This is a genomic window from Dactylosporangium sp. CS-033363 (genome assembly GCF_050942475.1).
Classification (GTDB): Bacteria; Actinomycetota; Actinomycetes; order Mycobacteriales; family Micromonosporaceae; genus Dactylosporangium.
Map to the genome: position 1 here is coordinate 7,658,803 of NZ_CP192032.1, position 20,140 is coordinate 7,678,942.

General features: G+C 71.0%; 16 protein-coding genes. 8 read left to right on the top strand and 8 right to left on the bottom strand.

Translation table 11 applies throughout. The features are described 5' to 3' along the window. Window positions 1-289 precede the first annotated feature (289 nt). Both ACQPZ4_RS35505 and ACQPZ4_RS35510 read left to right on the top strand, forming a co-directional pair. On the top strand, window positions 290-1,045 hold the full coding sequence (locus ACQPZ4_RS35505) for an ABC transporter ATP-binding protein (protein ID WP_433045654.1): 756 nt from the start codon (window positions 290-292) through the stop codon (window positions 1,043-1,045). Between the two features lie 5 nt (window positions 1,046-1,050). Beyond that, the gene (locus ACQPZ4_RS35510; RefSeq protein WP_433045657.1) at window positions 1,051-3,603 is read left to right on the top strand and encodes an ABC transporter permease; all 2,553 of its coding nucleotides are present in this window, start codon (window positions 1,051-1,053) and stop codon (window positions 3,601-3,603) included. A 62-nt stretch (window positions 3,604-3,665) separates the two neighbouring features. Here the strand turns inward: ACQPZ4_RS35510 and ACQPZ4_RS35515 are convergent, their stop codons facing one another. Continuing rightward, on the bottom strand, window positions 3,666-4,313 hold the full coding sequence (locus ACQPZ4_RS35515; RefSeq protein WP_433066800.1) for an HAD family hydrolase: 648 nt from the start codon (window positions 4,311-4,313) through the stop codon (window positions 3,666-3,668). A gap of 180 nt (window positions 4,314-4,493) precedes the next feature. Continuing rightward, complete coding sequence (locus tag ACQPZ4_RS35520; RefSeq protein ID WP_433045660.1) at window positions 4,494-5,459, bottom strand: ketopantoate reductase family protein; 966 nt, start codon at window positions 5,457-5,459, stop codon at window positions 4,494-4,496. Between the two features lie 475 nt (window positions 5,460-5,934). Here ACQPZ4_RS35520 and ACQPZ4_RS35525 point away from each other — a divergent pair, with 475 nt between their 5' ends. After that, window positions 5,935-6,324 (top strand): hypothetical protein, encoded by a 390-nt coding sequence (locus ACQPZ4_RS35525; protein WP_433045663.1) that lies wholly within the window; start codon window positions 5,935-5,937, stop codon window positions 6,322-6,324. Here ACQPZ4_RS35525 and ACQPZ4_RS35530 read toward each other — a convergent pair. Continuing rightward, window positions 6,321-7,256: a M48 family metalloprotease gene (locus ACQPZ4_RS35530; protein ID WP_433045666.1), complete on the bottom strand. Its 936-nt coding sequence runs from the start codon at window positions 7,254-7,256 to the stop codon at window positions 6,321-6,323. The two genes, ACQPZ4_RS35525 and ACQPZ4_RS35530, sit on opposite strands and share 4 nt — an antisense overlap. Next, on the bottom strand, window positions 7,253-7,591 hold the full coding sequence (locus ACQPZ4_RS35535) for a BlaI/MecI/CopY family transcriptional regulator (RefSeq protein ID WP_433045669.1): 339 nt from the start codon (window positions 7,589-7,591) through the stop codon (window positions 7,253-7,255). Before ACQPZ4_RS35535 ends, ACQPZ4_RS35530 begins: the two co-directional genes overlap by 4 nt. 166 nt (window positions 7,592-7,757) lie before the next feature. Here ACQPZ4_RS35535 and ACQPZ4_RS35540 point away from each other — a divergent pair, with 166 nt between their 5' ends. Next, a complete protein-coding gene (locus ACQPZ4_RS35540) occupies window positions 7,758-8,972 on the top strand; it encodes a pyridoxal phosphate-dependent aminotransferase (RefSeq protein WP_433045672.1) in 1,215 nt (404 codons plus the stop codon). Here ACQPZ4_RS35540 and ACQPZ4_RS35545 read toward each other — a convergent pair whose 3' ends face one another. Then, complete coding sequence (locus tag ACQPZ4_RS35545) at window positions 8,973-9,854, bottom strand: PAC2 family protein (RefSeq protein ID WP_433045675.1); 882 nt, start codon at window positions 9,852-9,854, stop codon at window positions 8,973-8,975. A gap of 147 nt (window positions 9,855-10,001) precedes the next feature. On the opposite strand from ACQPZ4_RS35545, the gene ACQPZ4_RS35550 reads away from it, so the two are divergent. The 3 genes from ACQPZ4_RS35550 (at window position 10,002) to ACQPZ4_RS35560 (ending at window position 15,818) form a co-directional block, all read left to right on the top strand. After that, entirely contained in the window at window positions 10,002-11,633 is a 1,632-nt protein-coding gene (locus ACQPZ4_RS35550) for a hypothetical protein (protein WP_433045678.1), read from the top strand. A gap of 10 nt (window positions 11,634-11,643) precedes the next feature. Further along, complete coding sequence (gene metH, locus ACQPZ4_RS35555; protein ID WP_433045681.1) at window positions 11,644-15,159, top strand: methionine synthase; 3,516 nt, start codon at window positions 11,644-11,646, stop codon at window positions 15,157-15,159. Between the two features lie 83 nt (window positions 15,160-15,242). Then, window positions 15,243-15,818: a hypothetical protein gene (locus tag ACQPZ4_RS35560; protein ID WP_433045684.1), complete on the top strand. Its 576-nt coding sequence runs from the start codon at window positions 15,243-15,245 to the stop codon at window positions 15,816-15,818. Between the two features lie 14 nt (window positions 15,819-15,832). Here ACQPZ4_RS35560 and ACQPZ4_RS35565 read toward each other — a convergent pair whose 3' ends face one another. Next, a complete protein-coding gene (locus tag ACQPZ4_RS35565) occupies window positions 15,833-17,296 on the bottom strand; it encodes a glycoside hydrolase family 76 protein (RefSeq protein ID WP_433045687.1) in 1,464 nt (487 codons plus the stop codon). Window positions 17,297-17,436: 140 nt separating this feature from the next. Here ACQPZ4_RS35565 and ACQPZ4_RS35570 point away from each other — a divergent pair, with 140 nt between their 5' ends. After that, the gene (locus ACQPZ4_RS35570) at window positions 17,437-18,231 is read left to right on the top strand and encodes a GntR family transcriptional regulator (protein ID WP_433045690.1); all 795 of its coding nucleotides are present in this window, start codon (window positions 17,437-17,439) and stop codon (window positions 18,229-18,231) included. A 17-nt stretch (window positions 18,232-18,248) separates the two neighbouring features. Here ACQPZ4_RS35570 and mctP read toward each other — a convergent pair whose 3' ends face one another. Together mctP and ACQPZ4_RS35580 are read right to left on the bottom strand one after the other, a co-directional pair. After that, the gene (gene mctP / locus ACQPZ4_RS35575; protein ID WP_433045693.1) at window positions 18,249-19,907 is read right to left on the bottom strand and encodes a monocarboxylate uptake permease MctP; all 1,659 of its coding nucleotides are present in this window, start codon (window positions 19,905-19,907) and stop codon (window positions 18,249-18,251) included. 6 nt (window positions 19,908-19,913) lie between these two features. Next, window positions 19,914-20,132, bottom strand: a complete 219-nt coding sequence (locus ACQPZ4_RS35580) for a DUF3311 domain-containing protein (RefSeq protein WP_433045695.1) — start codon at window positions 20,130-20,132, stop codon at window positions 19,914-19,916. Window positions 20,133-20,140: the final 8 nt, after the last annotated feature.

Here is a 20,140-nt window from a genome sequence, read left to right on the forward strand (position 1 = left end):
CTCGCGTTGCGGGCGCCGTCGCGGGACGAGCAGCAGGGGCCTGGAGCACCATCGGCCGCGGTCACCCTCGGGGTGGCCGCGGCCCTCGCGTTCTGGGCGTCTGAGAAAGCTGTGATCCCGGCGTCGGGGTTGTCCCTGAGCCGGGCTAGGGGACGCTCCCCGAACCGCCCCGGCCCCGCGTCCGGGCTGCTCCCCCAGCGCAATATCCGTGGCCGGTGGTACCTGCGGACGGACGATTCCCCGCCCTTTGGCCAAGACGATGAGGGCACACCATTCACCAGGGGGAATCATGACTGCATCGGTTGCGACGCGCACCGAGGTGGCCGCGCGGGCGGTCGACGTGTGGAAGGTCTACGGCTCCGGAGAGGCGCAGGTCAACGCGCTCGCCGGGGTCTCGGTAGAGCTGGAGAAGGGCCACTTCACCGCGATCATGGGCCCGTCGGGCTCGGGCAAGTCCACGCTCATGCACTGCCTCGCCGGCCTCGACGCGGTGACCCGCGGGCAGGTCTACGTCGGCGACACGAAGATCACCGACATGTCGGACCGCGGCCTGACCAACCTGCGCCGCAACAAGGTCGGCTTCATCTTCCAGCAGTTCAACCTGCTGCCGACGCTGACCGCCGAGGAGAACATCCTGCTGCCGCTGTCGATCGGCGGGCGCAAGGCCGACCCGGCCTGGTACAACACCGTCATCGACACGGTCGGCCTGCGCGACCGGCTCTCGCACCGCCCGAGCCAGCTCTCCGGCGGCCAGCAGCAGCGCGTCGCCTGCGCCCGCGCCCTCGTGTCCCGGCCCGAGGTCATCTTCGCCGACGAGCCCACCGGCAACCTCGACTCCCGCTCCGGCGCCGAGGTGCTGTCGTTCCTGCGCAACTCGGTCCGCGACTTCGGCCAGACGATCGTCATGGTCACCCACGACCCGAACGCGGCCTCCTACGCCGACCGCGTGGTGTTCCTCGCCGACGGCCACATCGTCGACGAGCTCCACGCGCCGACCGCCGACGCCGTCCTCGACCGGCTCAAGCGCCTCGACAAGGTGGCCTGACCGCCATGCTGAAGGCCACCCTCAAGAGCCTGCTGTCGCGCAAGCTGCGGCTGGTGCTCTCCGGGCTCGCGGTCGTGCTCGGGGTCATGTTCGTGTCGGGCGCGTTCGTGCTCACCGACACCCTCGGCCGCTCGTTCGACAGCCTCTTCTCCTCGGTGTACTCCGGGATCGACGTGCAGGTCACGAAGAAGTCGGAGCTGGCCGCGGCCGACTTCGACGGACCCGAGGGCGCCCCTCCGACGATCGCGGCGGCCGAGGTCGACAAGATCAAGGCGGTGCCGGGCGTCGCCGGGGTGACCGCCCAGGCCTCCGCCGACGGCGCGCGCGTGGTCGGCACCAACGGCAAGGTCGTCACCAGCTTCGGCCCGCCCCGCATCGGCGAGAACTGGGTCGGCGAGAACGACATGCTCAAGCTGCGCGAGGGCCGCGCCCCGAGCGCCGACAACGAGATCGTGGTCAACGCCGGCCTCGCCACGGCGGCCGGGATCAAGGTCGGCGACGACGTCGGGGTGCTCACCCTGCAGCCCAAGAAGACGTTCAAGCTCGTGGGCATCTTCGGGTACACGGGCGATCGGGACTCTCTGGGCGGGGCCCAGGAGGTCATGTTCACCACCCCGGTCGCGCAGGAGCTGATGCTGGGCCAGCCGGGCGTCTTCAGCAGCGTCGACGTCAAGGCCGCCGACGGGGTCACCGACGACCAGCTGCGGGACCGGATCGCGGCCGCGGTCGGCGACGGCTACAAGGTCCAGACCAACGCGCAGATGCAGGCGGCCACCAGCAAGTCCTTCAAGGAAGGGCTCGGCTTCTTCAACAACATCCTGATCGGGTTCGCCGGGGTGGCGCTGTTCGTCGGCACCTTCCTGATCCTCAACACGTTCTCGATCATCGTCGCGCAGCGCACCCGGGAGCTGGCCCTCATGCGGGCCCTCGGCGGCAGCCGCGGCCAGACGCTCGGCTCGGTGCTCATCGAGGCGGTCGCGATCGGCCTGGTGGCCTCGGTGCTGGGTCTCGCCGCCGGCGTCGGCGTCGGGGTGCTGCTGGCCTGGCTCTTCGGCAACCTCACCGGCGTCGCCCTGGCCTCGGTCGGCGTCCCGGCGACCGCCGTCATCAGCTCGTTCGTGGTGGGCCTGGTCGTGACGGTCGTGGCGGCGGTACTGCCCGCGCTCCGAGCCAGCCGCATCCCGCCCATCGCCGCGCTGCAGGAGGTGGCCACGCCCGACCGGCCGCTGACCAAGCTCACCGTCAGCGGGGCGTTCGTCGGGGCGGCCGGCGGCACGCTGCTGGGCCTCGGCCTGGCCGGCAAGGGCAGCGGCAACACGACGCTGTGGCTGATCCTCGGCGGCGTCCTGATCACGTTCATCGGCATCGCGCTGCTCACCCCGCTGCTGGCCCGGCCGGTGGTCGGGCTGCTCGGCCGGCTGTTCTCCTGGTCGGTCCCGGGCAAGCTGGGCCGGCTGAACTCGGGCCGCAACCCGCGCCGCACGGCGATCACCGCGGCCGCGCTGATGGTCGGGCTGGCCCTGATCACCGGCGTGAACGTCATCCTCGCCTCGGCCAAGTCGAGCCTGAACGAGCAGGCCGCCAAGGACGTGACGGTCGACCTGATCATCTCCGGGGACGGCGACCAGAACGGCCCGGCGACGTTCGACGCGGCCGTGATGACCGCCGCCGCGAAGATTCCGGGCGTGACCGCGGCCTCGCCGGAGTACTGGGAGTACGGTCAGATCGGCACCGACCGCCGCTCGGTCTCCGCGGTGCCGGACGCGGCCGCCTGGGCCTCGATGTTCAAGCTCACGCCGCAGGCCGGCGCGCTGCAGTTCACCGGCAAGGACCAGGCGATCGTCGACCCGGACACGGCCAAGGACCGCGGCCTCACCGTCGGGCAGAGCGTGGACATGCGCTTCACCCGCGGCGAGGTCCACCACGTGACGATCGTCGGCATCTACGCCAAGAGCAACGTGGCCAACGGCTTCGTCGTGTCGGACAACGTGATCCCGGACTTCCGCGTCCAGCAGCCGGCGTGGGGGTACCTCAAGGTCGCCCCCGGCACGTCGGTCGCGAGCGTCCAGCAGCAGGTCGACACCCTGCTCAAGGACAACCCGGAGGTCTCGGTGGCCAACCGCGCCGAGTACGTGGCGGCCCAGTCGGCCCAGTTCGACCAGCTGCTCACGATGATCCAGATCCTGCTGGCGCTCGCGATCCTCATCGCGGTCCTCGGCATCGTCAACACCCTGGCCCTGTCGGTGCTGGAGCGGACCCGCGAGCTGGGCCTGCTGCGCGCGATCGGCATGCGCCGGGCCCAGACGATGCGGATGGTCACCGTCGAGGCGGTCGTCATCTCGGTCTTCGGCGCCCTGCTCGGCCTGGCCGTCGGCGTCGGCCTCGGCTCGGCGGTGGTCCGGGCGCTCAAGGACGAGGGCTTCACCCAGATGGCGTTCCCGTGGACCCAGATGGCGACGTACCTCGTGCTGGCCGCCCTGGTCGGCGTGGTCGCCGCGGTGCTCCCGTCGATCCGCGCCGCCCGGGTGAACGTCCTGCAGGCGATCGCGCACGACTGACGGTTCTGTCGGGTTTTTTATCGGGGGTGGACGCCCGCGGCCGCTGTGGCTGCGGGCGTCCTTTATTGCACCAGTTTCCGCAGGTAGTCCACGTCGACGTCGAGCAGCGAGCCGACCAGCGTGACACCCTCCGGATCCAGTTCGACCTCGCACGGTACGGCCAGCACGGCGCACCCCGCCGCCCGCGCGCTCTTGATCCCGTTCGGCGAGTCCTCGACCGCGACGCAGTTGCGCGCCTCGGCCCCGACCATGGCGGCGGCGGTGAGATAGGGCATCGGGTGCGGCTTGGTCTGGTCGACCTCGTCCCCGGCCACGACGGCGTCGAAGTGCTCGGCCCCGATGGTCAGCAGCGCCACGTCGACCAGGTGCCGGTGCGTGGCCGTGACGAGCGCCAGGGGTACACCGGCGGCCTTGAGCGCGCCGAGCAGCTCCCTGGCCCCGGGCTGCCACGGCACACCGCCGTGCAGCAGCTCCTTGACCCGCTCCTCCAGCCACACGACGCTGGAGTCGGTGGCCTCCTTGGTGAGCGGCAGGCCGAGGTCCTCGTGCAGGATGCGCATCGACTCGGCCATGTTGGTGCCGACCATGTCCCGCCGAGCCTGCGCGGAGAGCGGGCGACCGTGGTGGGCGGCGAGCTCGTTGAGGCCGACCTCCCAGATCTTCTCGCTGTCCACGAGGGTTCCGTCCATGTCGAAGAGGACCGCCTGCATCACCACGCTGTGGATCCTGCCAAGGGTCGGGTGCTTTTCACGGGTCCTGGGCCTTGCACGTGCGCAAACTCACGGGGTTGCGGGTCACGAAAAGTCGGGCGCTGGCGCGCCGCGACTCTTCGGACATATACCCTGACGGGGGATGCGCGGCGTTCATGGGGTTCTGCCCGATCCCGCGGTCTAGCGTGTCGCGGCGTCGATCGCGGCCTTGAGCTCGGCCGGGGTCATGCTGCCGGGCCCGTCACCGCGGTGCGCGGCCGCCACGACCAGGCGCCGCGCCGTCTCGTTCGCCGGCGCCGGCACGCCGTGCAGCCGGGCCAGCAGCACGATCTCGCCGTTGAGATAGTCGGCCTCCACGGCCCCGGTACCGCGGGCCAGGCTCTGCCACGTCGACCCGCCCCCGCGCGTCTCCCCCGCCACCGGCACGAGCTGCAGAATGTCCCCGCGGCGCGCCTTGTCCTCGGCGTCGCTGGCGTACCCGATGCCGGCCGCGTCCAGCACCGCCCGCCCCTCGGCCCCGAGCACGGCCGCGACCTCGTCGACCCCGTCGGCCTTGCCGCACAGCGCCTCGGCCGCGTTGCCGAGGTTCTTGAGCAGCTTCGCGTACTTGCTGCGCATGATGTCGTCGCGCGCCTCGGACACGAACCCGGCCTTGGTCAGCCGCGCCGCGATCTCCCGCGCCGTCTCGTCGGTCCCGCCCGGAACGCGCCCGATGTCGAGAATCCCGGGCACCGGCGCGCACTGGGCGACGACCACGCCGGGCTCGAGGTGGGCGGAGGGGAGCATGACGCAGATGCCGTACACGTCGGGGAAGAGGCGCAGGGCGGCCCGCTCGTTGGCGACCCCGTTCTGCAGGCACACCACGGGCACGTCGCGCGGCAGCTGCTCGAGCACGCCCTGAGTGTCGTTGCTCTTCACGGCGAGCACGGCGACGTCGCCGGGGCGCCAGCCGACCTCCCCCGGCGTGGCGTACGCGGGCAGCCGGTGCACCGAGTCGCCGCTCGCCTGGCGCAGCAGCAGCCCGTCGCGGCGGATGGCCTCGAGATGCGCACCGCGGGCGACGAGCGCCACGTCCGCCCCGGACCCGGCCAGCCGGCCCGCGACGACCCCACCGACGGCACCCGCTCCAATGATCACGAATCGCACGCCCCCGACGGTACCGCTCGCCGCCGCACCCGGCCCCGCTCGTGTCCCCGGCCGCCGCAGCCTCGCCGACCGGCGCGTCCGGCGTCTCTCCCTCCGGCGGCGGGACCGGCTCGGCGGTCTGTTCCGGCCGTTCCTCGTGGTGTCTCACCGCGGCGTTTTCAAGGCAATGCGCCGGACCGATGGGCACCACACATGTGTGCCCCTCGCCCGATGGTTCCCGGCCGCCTGCGGCGACCGGACGGTATCAGCGTGGTCCCGGCCTGACTTTGGTTGCCGTTCGGTGGTCCAGGAAGGGAAATTTGTCCGGAGTGGCCTTCGAAACGGGCAGATCCCCCGTCGGGGTATAAGTCCGAAAAGTCGCGGCGCGCCAGCGCCCGACTTTTCGAGATCACGTACTAGCGCGACTCGTACACCCGACCGCGCCTGGCACGAAAGGGGGATTGGATCTACGAGGCTGGTTAGTAGTGTTCCCGGCATGACGGAATATGGCGAGTTCGAGATGGGGCACGAGTCCGGCGAGCTGGAGCAGTTGCACCAGGCGTCCGGCAGCGAGCAGGACTTCCAGTCGCAGTTCGGGGTGTACGAGGCCGACCACAACGCGGCGGAGTCGACGGACTTCGAGACCGGGCGGCATGTGGAGATGACCGGGGCCGACGGGTCGCACTTCGAGTCGACCGACTTCACGAACTACTCGCACGACAGCGAGGAGTCCGATCACGTGTTCGCGGCGCAAGGGAGTGAGTCGGTGCACAGTGCCGAGTTCTCCGAGCTCGACGCGCTGCGGGCGCAGTTCGAGTCCAATTTCGCGCAGGGTACGCAGATCAGTACCGGCGGCGAGCCCGGGCTCTCGATCGCGGGCAACTAGACGACCACGAAGCGCTCCAGGACGGCCAGGAACGGGGGCACGGTCGTCGACGCGCCGCACAGGGAGGCGATCGCGGCCCGGTGCAGGCGCGGCAGCGGGCGGGGCGGGTCCAGCAGGCGGTGCATGCGTTCCAGCGCGTCGCCGCCGTGCAGGGACAGGTCCGGGGCGGGGCCGCGCGCGCCGGCCAGGGCGGCCAGGGCCCGGGCCAGGTCCAGCCGGGGGGCGGTCCTGGCCGCGGTGTCGTCGGCGCACAGCTCCACCAGGCGGTCCACCTGCCGCGCGCCCAGGCGGAAGCACCGGGCCCACGGGAAGGCCTGGGCCAGCATCCGCATCCAGCGGGTGGCCTCGAAGTGGCGGCCCTCGTGGTGGCCGCGCTCGTGGGCGAGCACGGCCGACAACTCGGCGGCGGCCAGGCGGTCCACGGCCGCGGTGGTGATCACGATGTCGGCGGGGCGGCCCGGCAGCCGCAGGCCGGGGACCAGATACGCGGCCGGCTCCGGGTAGGCGATCACGGTCGCGCCGGGGACCGGCTGTTCGGGCGGAGCGGCTCGCAGCAGCAGCCTGAGGCGGCTGCGGAGGGTGCGATCGCTCGTGTACTGCCGGCCGGCCCCCAGCCCCACGCGCGCTCCCAGCAGCAGCAGGGCGGCCAGGCCGGCCAGCGCGATCGCCCGGGCGCCGTGGTCGTCGTGGCGGCCCGCCAGCGCGTCGAGGCACAGGTGCCAGGCGCCGGTGGCGAGGTCGTGGGCGCACTGCCAGTACAACAGCAGGCTCATCCCGGCCAGCAGCGCCGAGGACAGGATGGCCGCGGTCAGGGCCAGCCACGCCGCCACGCCGAGGCGAGGGGCGCGGGACACCCAGCCCGCCGCCGCCAGCCGGGGGGCTCCGGCCAGGGCCAGGACGGCTCCGAAGGCGACCAGCAGCAGGGGGCTCACCGGCCGGCGATCCGGCGCTCGTAGGTGCTCAGGGCGGCCCGCAGCGCCGCCGCCTCGTCCAGGGTCATGCGGCCGACGAAGTGGGTCAGGGCCTCGACGCGGTCGCCGCTGTCGACGAGGACCTCGTGCATGGTCTGGGCCACGTACTGGTCGCGGGTCAGCGCCGGGCTGTAGCGGTAGGCGCGGCCGGCCGGCTCGCGGGTCAGCCAGCCCTTGCGGTACAGCGTGTCCAGGACCGTCATGACCGTGGTGTAGGCGAGCTCGCGGTGCCAGGTGAGCTCGGTCAGCGCCTCCCGGACGGTGGTCGGCCGCTCGCGGCGCCACAGCAGCTCCATGAGTGCCGCTTCCAGATCCCCGAACCCCTGCACCAAGCCCTCCCCCGGCTCGCCGCCCAACTATCGCGAATCGTACAGAGGGCCGCACGAGAGCGAAGTCGGCCGCCGGGCCACATCCTGGGAAGTGGCTACCAGAGGGTTCGGCCGGGAGTCGTAGGGTGCCTGCATGCAGGTGACTCAGTCCGCGAAGCTGGCCAACGTCTGTTACGACATCCGCGGACCGGTCATGGCCGCGGCCAAACGCATGGAGGCCGACGGCCACCACATCCTGAAGCTCAACATCGGCAACCCGGCGCCGTTCGGCTTCGAGGCGCCGGAGGAGATCCTGCAGGACGTCATCCTGAACCTGCCGGCCGCGCACGGGTACGGCGACTCCAAGGGCCTGCTGTCGGCCCGCCGGGCGGTCGTGCAGTACTACCAGCAGAAGGACGTGGGCGGCGTCGACATCGAGGACGTGTTCCTCGGCAACGGCGTGTCCGAGCTGATCGTGATGGCCCTGCAGGCGCTGCTGGACAACGGGGACGAGGTGCTCATCCCCTCCCCCGACTACCCGCTGTGGACGGCGTCGGTGTCACTGTGCGGCGGCAAGCCGGTGCACTACGTGTGTGACGAGTCCAACGAGTGGATGCCCGACGTCGAGGACCTCGCGGCGAAGGTGACGCCGCGCACCAAGGCGATCGTGGTCATCAACCCGAACAACCCGACCGGCGCGGTGTACAACCGGCAGATGCTGGAGCGGATCGCCGAGGTGGCCCGCCGGCACGACCTGATCGTGTTCTCCGACGAGATCTACGACAAGATCCTGTTCGACGGCGCCGAGCACGTGTCGACCGCGGCCGTCGCGCCGGACCTGTTCACGATCACGTTCAACGGGCTGTCCAAGGCGTACCGGGTGGCCGGCTTCCGCACCGGCTGGATGGTCCTGGCCGGGCCGAAGGCGCACGCCACCAGCTACATCGAGGGCCTGGACATCCTGGCGAACATGCGGCTGTGCCCGAACGTGCCGACGCAGCACGCGGTGCAGACGGCGCTCGGCGGGTACCAGTCGATCAATGATCTGATCCTGCCGGGCGGGCGCCTGCTGGAGCAGCGCGACGTGGCGTGGAAGATGCTCAACGAGATCCCGGGCGTGTCGTGCGTGAAGCCGCAGGGGGCCCTCTACATGTTCCCGCGGCTGGACCCCGAGGTGCACCCGATCAAGGACGACCTGCGCTTCGCCCTGGACTTCCTCAAGGCGGAGAAGGTCCTGGTCGTGCAGGGCACCGGGTTCAACTGGCACCAGCCGGACCACTTCCGCATCGTCACGCTGCCGCGCGTGGCGGACCTGGAGGACGCGGTGACCCGGCTGGGCCGTTTCCTGAGCACGTACGTGCAGGACTGACTACCAGGCGCCCGTCGCGGACGGCCCGGCCTGGCCTCCGCGGCGGCGCAGGTACTTCTCGAACTCCTGCGCGATCTCGTCGCCGGACAGCGGCTGCAGCCCCGCGTCGCCGGAGCGGTCCTCCAGCTCCCGCACGTACTCGGCCAGCTCCGGGTCCTGCTCGGCGGCCTGCTTGAGCCGCTCCTCCCACTCCGCGGACTCCTTGGCCAGGTCGCCGGTCGGCACCGGCAGGTCCAGGATCTCCTCGAGGCGGTGCAGCAGCGCCAGCGTCGCCTTCGGGCACGGCGGGTTGTTCGCGTAGTGCGGCACGTGCACCCAGAACGACACCGCCTCCAGGTCGGCGCGCACGCAGGCGTCGTGCAGGATGCCCACGATGCCGGTGGGGCCCTCGTAGCGGGTCGGGATCAGGCCCAGCCGCTCGATGGTCTCCGACGAGGCGCCGGACGGGGCCGAGCCGCTCACCGGCAGGGGCCGCGTGTACGGCACGTCGGCGAGCAGGGCCCCCAGCAGCACGACCCGGCTGACCTCGAGCGAGTGGCAGACCTCCAGGACCTGCTCGCAGAAGGTCCGCCAGCGCATGCTGGGCTCGATGCCGCGGATGAGCACGATGTCGCGCTCGGCGTCGGGCGGGCTCGCCACCGCGAAGCGGGTCGTCGGCCACTCGATGCGCCTGGTCTCGCCCTCGGACATGACCACCGTCGGCCGGTTGACCTGGAAGTCGTAGAAGTCCTCGGGGTCCAGCGAGGCGATGGTCTCCGCGCCCCACTCCTGCTCGAGATGCTCGACGACGGCGGTCGACGCGTCGGCAGCGTCGTTCCACCCTTCGAACGCGGCAATCGCGACAGGGGAGCGCAACACGGGCAGGCCGTCGAACTCGGTCACGCGTCCCAGACTACGTGGACGCCCGCGGATTGGCTTGCGGGCCGCGCGGAGGGACCCAGATGAGAATGGATACCCAAAGCGACGAGGCCGGGGTGAGATGTCACGCCCAGTGACAGGCGACTCAAGATCTCCCGATAGCATCCGGGAATGCGAAACGGACGCAGGTCCTGGCTGCTCGCCTTCACGGCGTTCTTCGTCGTCTTCGGGGCCTGGTGCTTCGCCGCACCCTTCGACGGCCCGGCCGACGAGGTCCAGCACACCATCCGGGCCGCCGGGGTCGCCTCCTTCGACCCGGGGCAGATCTTCGCCCGGCCGACGACCGTCCCGGATGCCTTCCTGAAGGACGGGATGGGCGCCTACCAGCGCGTTCCCGCCGGGATGGACGCCCACGCGGTGTGCTTCGGGTTCAAGCCCAACGTGTCCGCGGCCTGCGCCGAGGGGCTCCGGGGCGGCCCCGTCGAGGAGGTGCCGACCAGCGCCGGGCGGTACAACCCGCTGTACTACTTCGCGGTGGGGGTACCGCTGCGGCTCTGGCCCAACTGGGGCGGGCTCGTCGTGGCCCGGCTGATCAGCTCCGCGATCTGCGCCGCGCTGCTGGCCTCCGCGTTCGTGTCGCTGCTGCGGTGGAGCCGGTTCGGGCTCGCTGCCGCCGCCCTGCTCGGGGTGGCCACCCCGATGCTGGCCCACCTGGCCGGCGGCGTGAACCCCAACTCGGTGGAGATCGCGGCCGGGATCGCGTTCTTCGCCGCCGGCATCCCGTTACTGCTCGAACCGCCCGACCTGGCCCGCAAGAAACCGCTGATCACGCTGCTGGGGATCAGCGCCGTGCTGCTGCTGACCCTGCGCTCGGCCGGCCCGGCGTGGTTCGCGTTCGCCTTCTTCGCGCTCGCGGTGCCCGTGCGGTGGAAGTGGCTGCGGGAGTACTGGCGGCTGCTGCGCGTCAAGCTCTGGACCGCCGGCGTCGTGCTGGCCGCGGTGCTCTCGGCCGCCTGGATCGTCGGGATGAAGACCGGCGAGCTGGTGCCGCCGCCGCCCGGCCTGTACTCGTACAAGACCGGCGAGGCCATCGCGATCTACGTGAACAGCTGGTGGGTGTACATCGAGGGCATGATCGGCGTGGCCGGCTGGTTCGACGTGCTCATGTGGGCCCCGTTCTACGTCGTCTGGGCGCTGCTGGTCGGCGGCCTGGTCTTCCTGGGCGGGATCTTCGGCGACTGGACCACCCGCTGGCGGTACCTGGTCATCCTGCTCGGCGGCGTCGCGCTGCCCGGCATGCTGCAGGTGAGCCAGGCCAACATGACCGGTTTCATCATCAACGGGCGGTACATGCTGCCGCTGCTGGCCGGGCTGCCCCTGCTGGCCGCGTGGACCCTCGAACGCCGGCTGTTCACCGCGGACCACGTGCGGTCGCTGACCCGCACGATGGTCGTCTTCCTGCTGCCGATCCACCTCGTGCTGCTCGTCTGGGCGATGGTGCGCTGGCAGCGCGGCCTGCCCAACAACGCCGGGGTCGGCTGGTTCAACCCGCTGGTCGGCGAGTGGCACCCGCCGACCGGCTCGGTCACCCCGTTGCTGATCATGGTGATCGGGCTCGTGTTCGTCGCCGCCGTCTTCTGGCGGGTACCGCACGAGGAGGCGCCGGCCGTCGAGCCGGCCCCCAAAAGTGACGCCGGCAGTGACGGTCTGAGCTCGGAGGTTCCCAGCCAGCGGGAGCTGCGTTCCGATACGTGGCGGGAATCGCGCAAGCCCGAGGCAGATTCGGCGCCCGGGGCCCGATAGCCTTTGGGGTATGCCGGATCTCCTCAAGACGCTCGCTGAGCGGGTGCTCCTCGCCGATGGCGCGATGGGCACCATGCTGCAGGCGGCCGAACTGACCCTCGACGACTTCGAGGGCCACGAGGGCTGCAACGAGGTGCTCAACGTGACCCGCCCCGACGTCGTGCGGGGGGTCCACGAGGAGTACTTCGCGGCCGGATCCGACGCGGTCGAGACCAACACGTTCGGGGCCAACCTCGCCAACCTCGGCGAGTACGGGATCGAGTCGCGCATCCGCGAGCTGTCCCAGGCCGGCGCCCGGCTGGCCCGCGAGGCGGCCGACGCGCACAGTACGCCGGACCGGCCCCGCTTCGTGCTCGGCTCGATCGGCCCCGGTACCAAGCTGCCGACCCTCGGGCACGCGCCGTTCGACGCGCTGCGCGACGCCTACTTCGACAACGCGGCCGGGCTCATCGAGGGCGGCGCCGACGCGCTGATCATCGAGACCTGCCAGGACCTGCTGCAGACCAAGTCGGCGATCATCGGCGCCCAGCGCGCGTTCACCGCCACCGGCATCACGGTGCCGATCATCTGCCACGTCACCGTCGAGACGACCGGCACCATGCTGCTCGGCTCCGAGATCGGCGCCGCGCTCACCGCCCTGGAGCCGCTCGGCATCGACCTCATCGGGCTCAACTGCGCGACCGGGCCCGCCGAGATGAGCGAGCATCTGCGGTACCTCGCCCAGCACGCCCGGATCCCCGTGTCGGTCATGCCGAACGCGGGCCTGCCCCAGCTGACCGCGAACGGCGCCTACTACCCGCTGACGCCGGACGAGCTCGCCGAGGCGCTGCAGCGCTTCGTGCTCGACTACGGCGCGGGGCTCGTCGGGGGCTGCTGCGGTACGACGCCGGCGCACATCAACGCGGTCGCCCGCAAGCTCGGCGCCCAGCACCCGGTCGGGCGCACCCCGCAGCTCGAGCCGGGCATCGCCAGCATCTACCACCACGTGCCGTTCCACCAGGACGCCAGCGTGCTCATGGTCGGCGAGCGGACCAACGCCAACGGCTCCAAGGCCTTCCGCGAGGCGATGCTCGCCGGGGACTACCAGACCTGCGTGGAGATCGCCCGCCAGCAGGCCCGCGACGGCTCGCACATGCTCGACCTCAACGTCGACTACGTCGGCCGCGACGGCGCCCAGGACATGCGCGAGCTGGCCGGCCGGTTCGCCACCGCCTCCACCCTGCCGATCATGCTCGACTCGACCGAGCCCGAGGTCATCGCGGCCGGCCTGGAGATGCTCGGCGGGCGCTGCATCGTCAACTCGGTCAACTTCGAGGACGGCGACGGCCCCGGCTCCCGCTACGCGCGGATGATGCCGCTGGTCAAGGAGCACGGCGCGGCCGTCGTGGCGCTGACCATCGACGAGGAGGGCCAGGCCCGCACCGCCGAGTGGAAGGTCCGGGTCGCGGCCCGGCTCATCGACGACCTCACCGGCCGGTGGGGCATGCACGTCTCCGACATCCTCGTGGACTGCCTGACCTTCCCGATCACCACCGGCCAGGAGGAGGTCCGCCGGGACGGCATCGAGACGATCGAGGCGATCCGGGAGATCACCCGGCTGTACCCCGGCATCAACTTCACGCTGGGCATCTCCAACGTGTCGTTCGGCATCAACCCCGCGGCCCGCCAGGTGCTCAACTCGGTCTTCCTGCACGAGTGCCAGGAGGCCGGGCTGACCAGCGCGATCGTGCACGCCTCGAAGATCCTGCCGATGAGCCGGATCCCGGAGGAGCAGCGCCAGGTCGCGCTCGACCTCGTGTACGACCGCCGCCGCGAGGGCTACGACCCGCTGCAGAGGTTCATCGAGCTGTTCGAGGGCGTCGACGTCGCCTCCGCCCGCGCCTCCCGCGCCGAGGAGCTCGCCGCGCTGCCGCTGGACGAGCGGCTCAAGCGGCGGATCATCGACGGCGAGCGCAACGGCCTCGAGGCCGACCTGGACGAGGCCCTGACCGGGCAGTCCGCGCTGTCGATCATCAACGACACGCTGCTGGACGGCATGAAGACCGTCGGCGAGCTGTTCGGCTCCGGCCAGATGCAGCTGCCGTTCGTGCTGCAGTCCGCCGAGGTCATGAAGACCGCCGTGGCCTACCTCGAACCGCACATGGAGAAGTCCGAGGACGACGCCGGCAAGGGCCGCATCGTGCTGGCCACCGTCAAGGGCGACGTCCACGACATCGGCAAGAACCTCGTCGACATCATCCTGTCCAACAACGGGTACGAGGTCGTCAACATCGGCATCAAGCAGCCGATCTCCGCGATCATCGAGGCCGCCGAGGAGAAACAGGCCGACGCGATCGGCATGTCCGGCCTCCTCGTCAAGTCCACGGTGATCATGAAGGAGAACCTGGAGGAGATGAACGCCCGCGGGGTCGCCGAGCGCTGGCCGGTCCTGCTCGGCGGGGCCGCCCTCACCCGCGCCTACGTCGAGGACGACCTCAACGCGATCTACCACGGCGACGTGCACTACGCCCGCGACGCCTTCGAGGGCCTCTCCCTCATGGACCGCGTCATGACGGCCAAGCGCGGCGGCGCCCCGGTGATCGACCCCGAGCGGGAGGCGGCGCTGGCCGCCCGCCGCGAGCGCCGCGCCCGCACCGTCGAGGTCCGCGAGGACCTGCCGGCCCTGGACGACGCCTCGGTGAAGTCGGACATCGCCTACGACGTGCCGGTGCCGGCCGCGCCGTTCTACGGCACCCGCGTCGTCAAGGGGATCCAGCTCGCCGAGTACGCGGCCCTGCTCGACGAGCGGGCCACCTTCCTCGGCCAGTGGGGCCTGCGCGGCACCCGCGGCGGCAGCGGCGGCCCCTCCTACGAGGAGCTCGTCGAGACCGAGGGCCGGCCCCGGCTGCGGTACTGGATGGACCGCCTCGCCTCCGACCGGGTCCTCGAAGCGGCGGTCGTCTACGGGTACTTCCCGTGCTACTCGGAGGGCAACGACCTCGTCGTGCTCGACGAGAACGGCCACGCCGAGCAGGCCCGCTTCTCCTTCCCGCGCCAGCGCCGCGACCGCCGCCTGTGCATCGCCGACTTCTTCAAGCCGCGCGACTCCGGCGAGCTCGACGTCATCGGCATGCAGCTCGTCACCGTGGGCCAGCCGGTCTCGGACTACACCGCGAAGCTGTTCGCCGAGAACGCCTACCGCGACTACCTCGAGGTGCACGGCCTGTCCGTGCAGCTGACCGAGGCCCTCGCGGAGTACTGGCACCGCCGCGTCCGCGAGGAGCTCGTCCTGCCCGACGGCCGGCCGATGGTCGACGAGGACCCCAAGGACCTCGACGGCCTGCTGCGCACCGACTTCCGCGGCTGCCGGTACAGCTTCGGCTACCCGGCCTGCCCCGACCTGGAGGACCGCGCCAAGACGGTGGCCCTGCTCCGCCCGGACCGCATCGGCGTCTCCCTGTCGGAGGAGTTCCAGCTGGTTCCGGAGCAGGCCACGGACGCGATCATCGTGCACCACCCGGACGCGTCGTACTTCAACGCCAAGTAACTTTCGCAGGCCCGTCCTTGGTGGCGGCGGTGGCCGACGCATCCGCGTTGACCCCGCCGCCGCCGTGTTCCTACCGTCCGCGCATGATGCTGCGCACCGCCGTCGCCGCTCTTGTGTTCGGGGCCGGTATTGCTGTCGCCCCGGCCTCCGCCCACGCCGCCCCGGCGTTCACCATCAGCGACTCGTTCGAGGACACCGCGTCGAGCGCCGCCGCGGACCGCTGGTTCCCCGACGGCGCCGGCCCCGGCGTCCGCCACAGCTACCTGCAGCCCTACGACCCGCCGTCGGCGAACACCGGGACGCAGTTCGCGCACCTCTCCTCCACGGGCACCGAGACCTGGGTCTCGATCGGCCGCTCGGTGCGGATCCCGGCGACGTACCCGCGCTGCACCGCCCGCATGGCCGTCGACACGATCTGGGGCGACAAGGCACACGCCGAGGTCTGGTACCAGATCGAGGTCATCGACGCCGCGACCTGGACCTACATCACGACCAAGGCCGCGATCGGCAACGAGCACGACGGCGGGTACCACAACCTCACCTCCCCCGGGTTCGCCGCCGGCGGCCGCACCGTGTTCATCCGGCTGGTCATGACCTCGCTCTACTCCAGCGTGTCCTGGGTGAACGTGGACGACCTCTACGTCCTGTGCACCGCCTAGGGATCGCCCTGGGATCAGGGCGCGGCGTTGAGCAGGTCCAGGGCGCTGTGCTGGCAGCTGTGGCTGGTGACGGTGCGGGGGCCGGCCCAGTGGCTGCCGTACGCGTCGATGGTGTCCCGGTCGTTGGCGTAGGCGCTGTCGGCGTTGCGCTTCAGGTAGGTGTTGTAGACGCCGCCGGCGACCGTGTTCAGGGCGCCGAGGCCGCGCACCGCGGCGCCCTTGAACGACGAGCCGTCGTCGGAGCAGGTGCTGCTCTCGTTCGGCTCGCGCAGGATGCCGTTCGGGGACAGGTACGTGCTCGTGGTCAGCGCGTCGCCGATGCGCCGCGCGGTGGCCAGGGCGGCCGCGTCGCCGGTGAGGCGGTTGAGCTGGACCAGCGCGTTGATCAGGACGCCCTGGTTGTACGTCCAGGTCACGTTGCCGTTGTTGCGGCAGGTGCTCAGGTTGATGCCGTCGTTGACGAGGTTCTGGCCGTTGAGCATGCCCGTCGTCTGGAACCAGGCCCAGCCGGCCTGGGCCCGCGCCCGGTACACGGTGTCGCCCGCGATGCGCTTGGACAGGGCCGCGTTGAGCTGGATGTACAGGCTGTTCTCGATGGCGTTCTTGACGGTGCGGTCGGTCTTCCACCACACACCGCCGCCGCAGCGGGTGTCCCAGTAGGCGAACATGTGGTCGGCGCCGGCCCGGGCCGTGTTGAGGTAGCGGCTGTCGCCGGTCAGGTCGTAGGCGTCGACCCAGGCGAGCGCCCACCAGCCGGTGTCGTCGAGGTACTCGTTGCGGAACTGCCCGAGCCGCGAGTTCAGCTGCTTGTCGTAGGTGGTGGCGATCGCGTACCGGTAGCTGCCCATCCCGGACCGGCGGGCGTTGTCGATGATCGCGGTGAGCGCGTTCGCGCTGGTCCACCAGGCCTCGTTGCCGAAGAGCCCGGTCCCGGTGTTGTACTGCATCATCAGCGCCGTCGCCGCCGCCGTGCGCCGGTCCCAGGCGTTCCAGGTGCTGCGCGCCCACGCCGAGCAGACGAGCTCGGGCCGGTCCCCCGCCTTGCCGCACGCGCGCAGCGCCCCGACGCCGTTGGTGGCCCAGTTGTCGACGTTGTACTGCCGGGTCCGCACGCTCGTGCCGCCGGCCGCGACGACGCTGTCGCCGATGCGGCTGTCGACCCAGGTCCGGCCCCCGTCGAAGGAGCGGTCCAGCCAGATCTCGTCGCCGGCCTGGCCGCCGTCGAGGGCGCCCCAGATCATCGCGTCGGTGTCGTTGACGTGGATCGTGAACCGGCGCCCGTACAGCGACGCGCTGACCGACGCCCGGTCCGTGGGGGCGAGCGCGGTGTCGCGGCCGTCGCAGTACTTGTTGCAGATGTTGGCGGCGGCCAATGCGGCTTGGTCGGCCGCTTTGTCGTCGGCATGCGCTTTCGGGGCGGGCGCGGCGAGCACGCCGGCCGCGACGAGCACAGGAATGACCAACAGGCGCAGGGACACAGTTCCCTCCCGGGGAGCACGTGGCCCGGACCGCCATCCGGTCTTGCGAGCGAGAATCCGCCTCCGTCGACGGTTCTGTCAAGGGTTGACGTTTGTCGATACATATTGCATTGATCGTCCTAGGAGGCTAGGTTTTGGCCATGACGATCAATCCGGGGGCGGCGGAGTTTCCGCATCGGCAGATCGGGGCGCAGATCCGCGCGCAGATCCAGCGCGGCGACTGGGCGCCCGGCGAGCGGCTGCCGTCGATCCCGGCCCTCGCCGCGCAGTACGGGGTGGCCAAGCAGACCGTCCAGCGCACGATCGACCAGCTGCGCATCGAGGGCCTGCTGATCACCCGGCCCGGCTCGGGGACGTTCGTGCGCGGCACCAAGCGGCGGATGAACCGGCTGTCCCGCGGCCGGTACGGCTCCCAGCGCGGCTACCACGCCGAGCTCGCGGCACGGTACCGGCAGCATCTCATGATCGTCGCGCAACTGCCCGCGCCGGCCGAGGTGGCCGAGGCGTTCGGGCTCGACCCGGGCGCCCCGCTGCTCGTGCGCCGGCACCTGGTGCGCACCGGCGACTCCCCCGTCGAGGTCGGCGCCTCCTGGTTCCGGCCCAACGACGTGCGCGGGACGTCGATCGAGCGGCCGGACGTGTTCGACCGCCCGCTGTACCAGGAGGTCGAGGAGGAGCTGGGCCGCCGCTACGCCGCCGCGCGGGACCAGGTCAGCGCCCGGCTGCCCTCGCGCGAGGAGGCCGAGCTGCTGCAGATCCGGCCCGACACCCCGGTGCTGGTCATGCTGCACGTGGCCTACGACGAGGACCACAAGGTCATCGAGGTCGCGCAGGCCGCGTGGCCCGGGCCGATGACGCAGCTGACCGAGGAGTACCGCATCCCGGCGCCGAGGCCCGGGCTGCCTGACGACGAGCCCGGGCTGGCGCTGGGGTAGACCTCAGGTGGTACGGGTCAGGTGATCGGGTCCGGGGCCGCGGTGGTGGCCGGGGCCGGGGACGTCGGGGTGTCGGAGACGCGCGGGTCGCCCTCGTCGGCGAAGTAGTCGTCGCGGGTCGTGTCGTCGCCGCCGTCCGGGGTGGAGGCGGCCCGCAGGATCAGCGTCGCGATGGCCGCGACCACCAGGTTGACCAGGACGGCGACGAAGCCGACGTAGATGGTCTTCTTGGTGTCGAAGCCCCACTCGCTGAGCGGGAACGCGGAGCCGGCGAAGTGCCGCTTCGTGGTCGGGTTGACCACCTGGTACAGCATCCACAGCCCCAGCCCCATGCCGGCGACCCAGCCCGCGATCAGCGCGCCGCGGTGGAACCAGCGGGTGAACAGGCCCAGGGCCACGGCCGGCAGCGTCTGCAGGATGATCACGCCGCCGATGAGCTGCAGGTCGATGGAGAACTGCGGGTCGATGAAGACCACGAACAGCAGCGCCCCGAACTTGACCAGCAGGCTCATCACCTTCGACGCCGTGGCCTCCTGGGCCGGGGTGGCGTCGCGCTTGAAGTACTCGCGGTAGATGTTGCGGGTGAACAGGTTCGCCGCCGCGATGGACATGATGGCCGCCGGGACCAGCGCGCCGATGCCGACCGCGGCGTAGGCGACGCCCGCGAACCAGTCCGGGAAGATCTTGTCGAACAGCAGCGGCACCACGGTGTTGTTGTCGTTGGTGCCGTTGGGGTTCTTCAGCGGCACCACGCCCGCGGCGATCGCGGCGAAGCCGAGCAGCGCGATCAGGCCGAGCAGGAAGCTGTACGCCGGCAGCGCCGACATGTTCCGCTTGATCACGTCCCGGTTCCGGCTGGCGAGCACGCCGGTGATGCTGTGCGGGTACAGGAACAGGGCGAGCGCCGAGCCCAGGGCCAGCGTGAAGTACTGGACCTGGTTGTCGGCGTTGAGCAGGATGCCGTCGGTGGCCGCCGGTGTCTTGTCGAACTTGGCGTCGGCCGCGTCGAAGATCGAGCCCCAGCCGCCGAGCTTGGACGGCAGGTAGAAGACCGCGACCAGGATGACGACGTAGATCAGGATGTCCTTGACGAACGCGATGAGCGCCGGGGCGCGCAGGCCGCTGGAGTACGTGTAGGCGGCCAGGATCGCGAAGGCGATGATGATCGGCAGGTGCCGGGCCAGGGTGCCGGCGCCGGTCACGCCCATCGTCTTGAGCACCGACTCGATGCCGACGAGCTGCAGCGCGATGTACGGCATGGTCGCCACGATCCCGGTGATGGCGATGACCAGGGCCAGGGTCGGCGACTGGAACCGGGCCCGGACGAAGTCGGCCGGGGTGACGAAGCCGTGCCGGTGCGACACCGACCAGAGCCGGGCCAGGGCCAGGAACACCAGCGGATAGATGATGATCGTGTACGGCACGGCGAAGAAGCCGGCCGCGCCCGAGGCGAACAGCAGGGCGGGCACGGCGACGAAGGTGTACGCGGTGTACAGGTCGCCGCCGACCAGGAACCAGGTGATCCAGCCGCCGAAGTTGCGCCCGCCCAGGCCCCACTCGTCGAGGTGGGCCAGGTTGTCGGGACGGCGCCAGCGGGCCGCGACGAAGCCCATCGCGCTGACCGCCAGGAACAGGATGACGAAGACGACGATCTCGGTGACATGGTCACGCCACATGGCCGGTCACCTCTTCTTCGTCAGCTGGTAGACGAGCGTGGTGACGCTGACGCCGACGATGATGAAGGCCAGCTGCAGCCAGTAGAACCGGGGGAAGCCGAGGATGCGGGGTCCGTCGGCGTTGAACAGGAAGGTCAGCAGCGGCAGCACGATGGGGATGAGCAGCAGCCAGTTCCACGGGCTGCGGTCAGTCGCCGGCGCGCTGCGCTCTTCAGGACCGGTCATGGCGACCT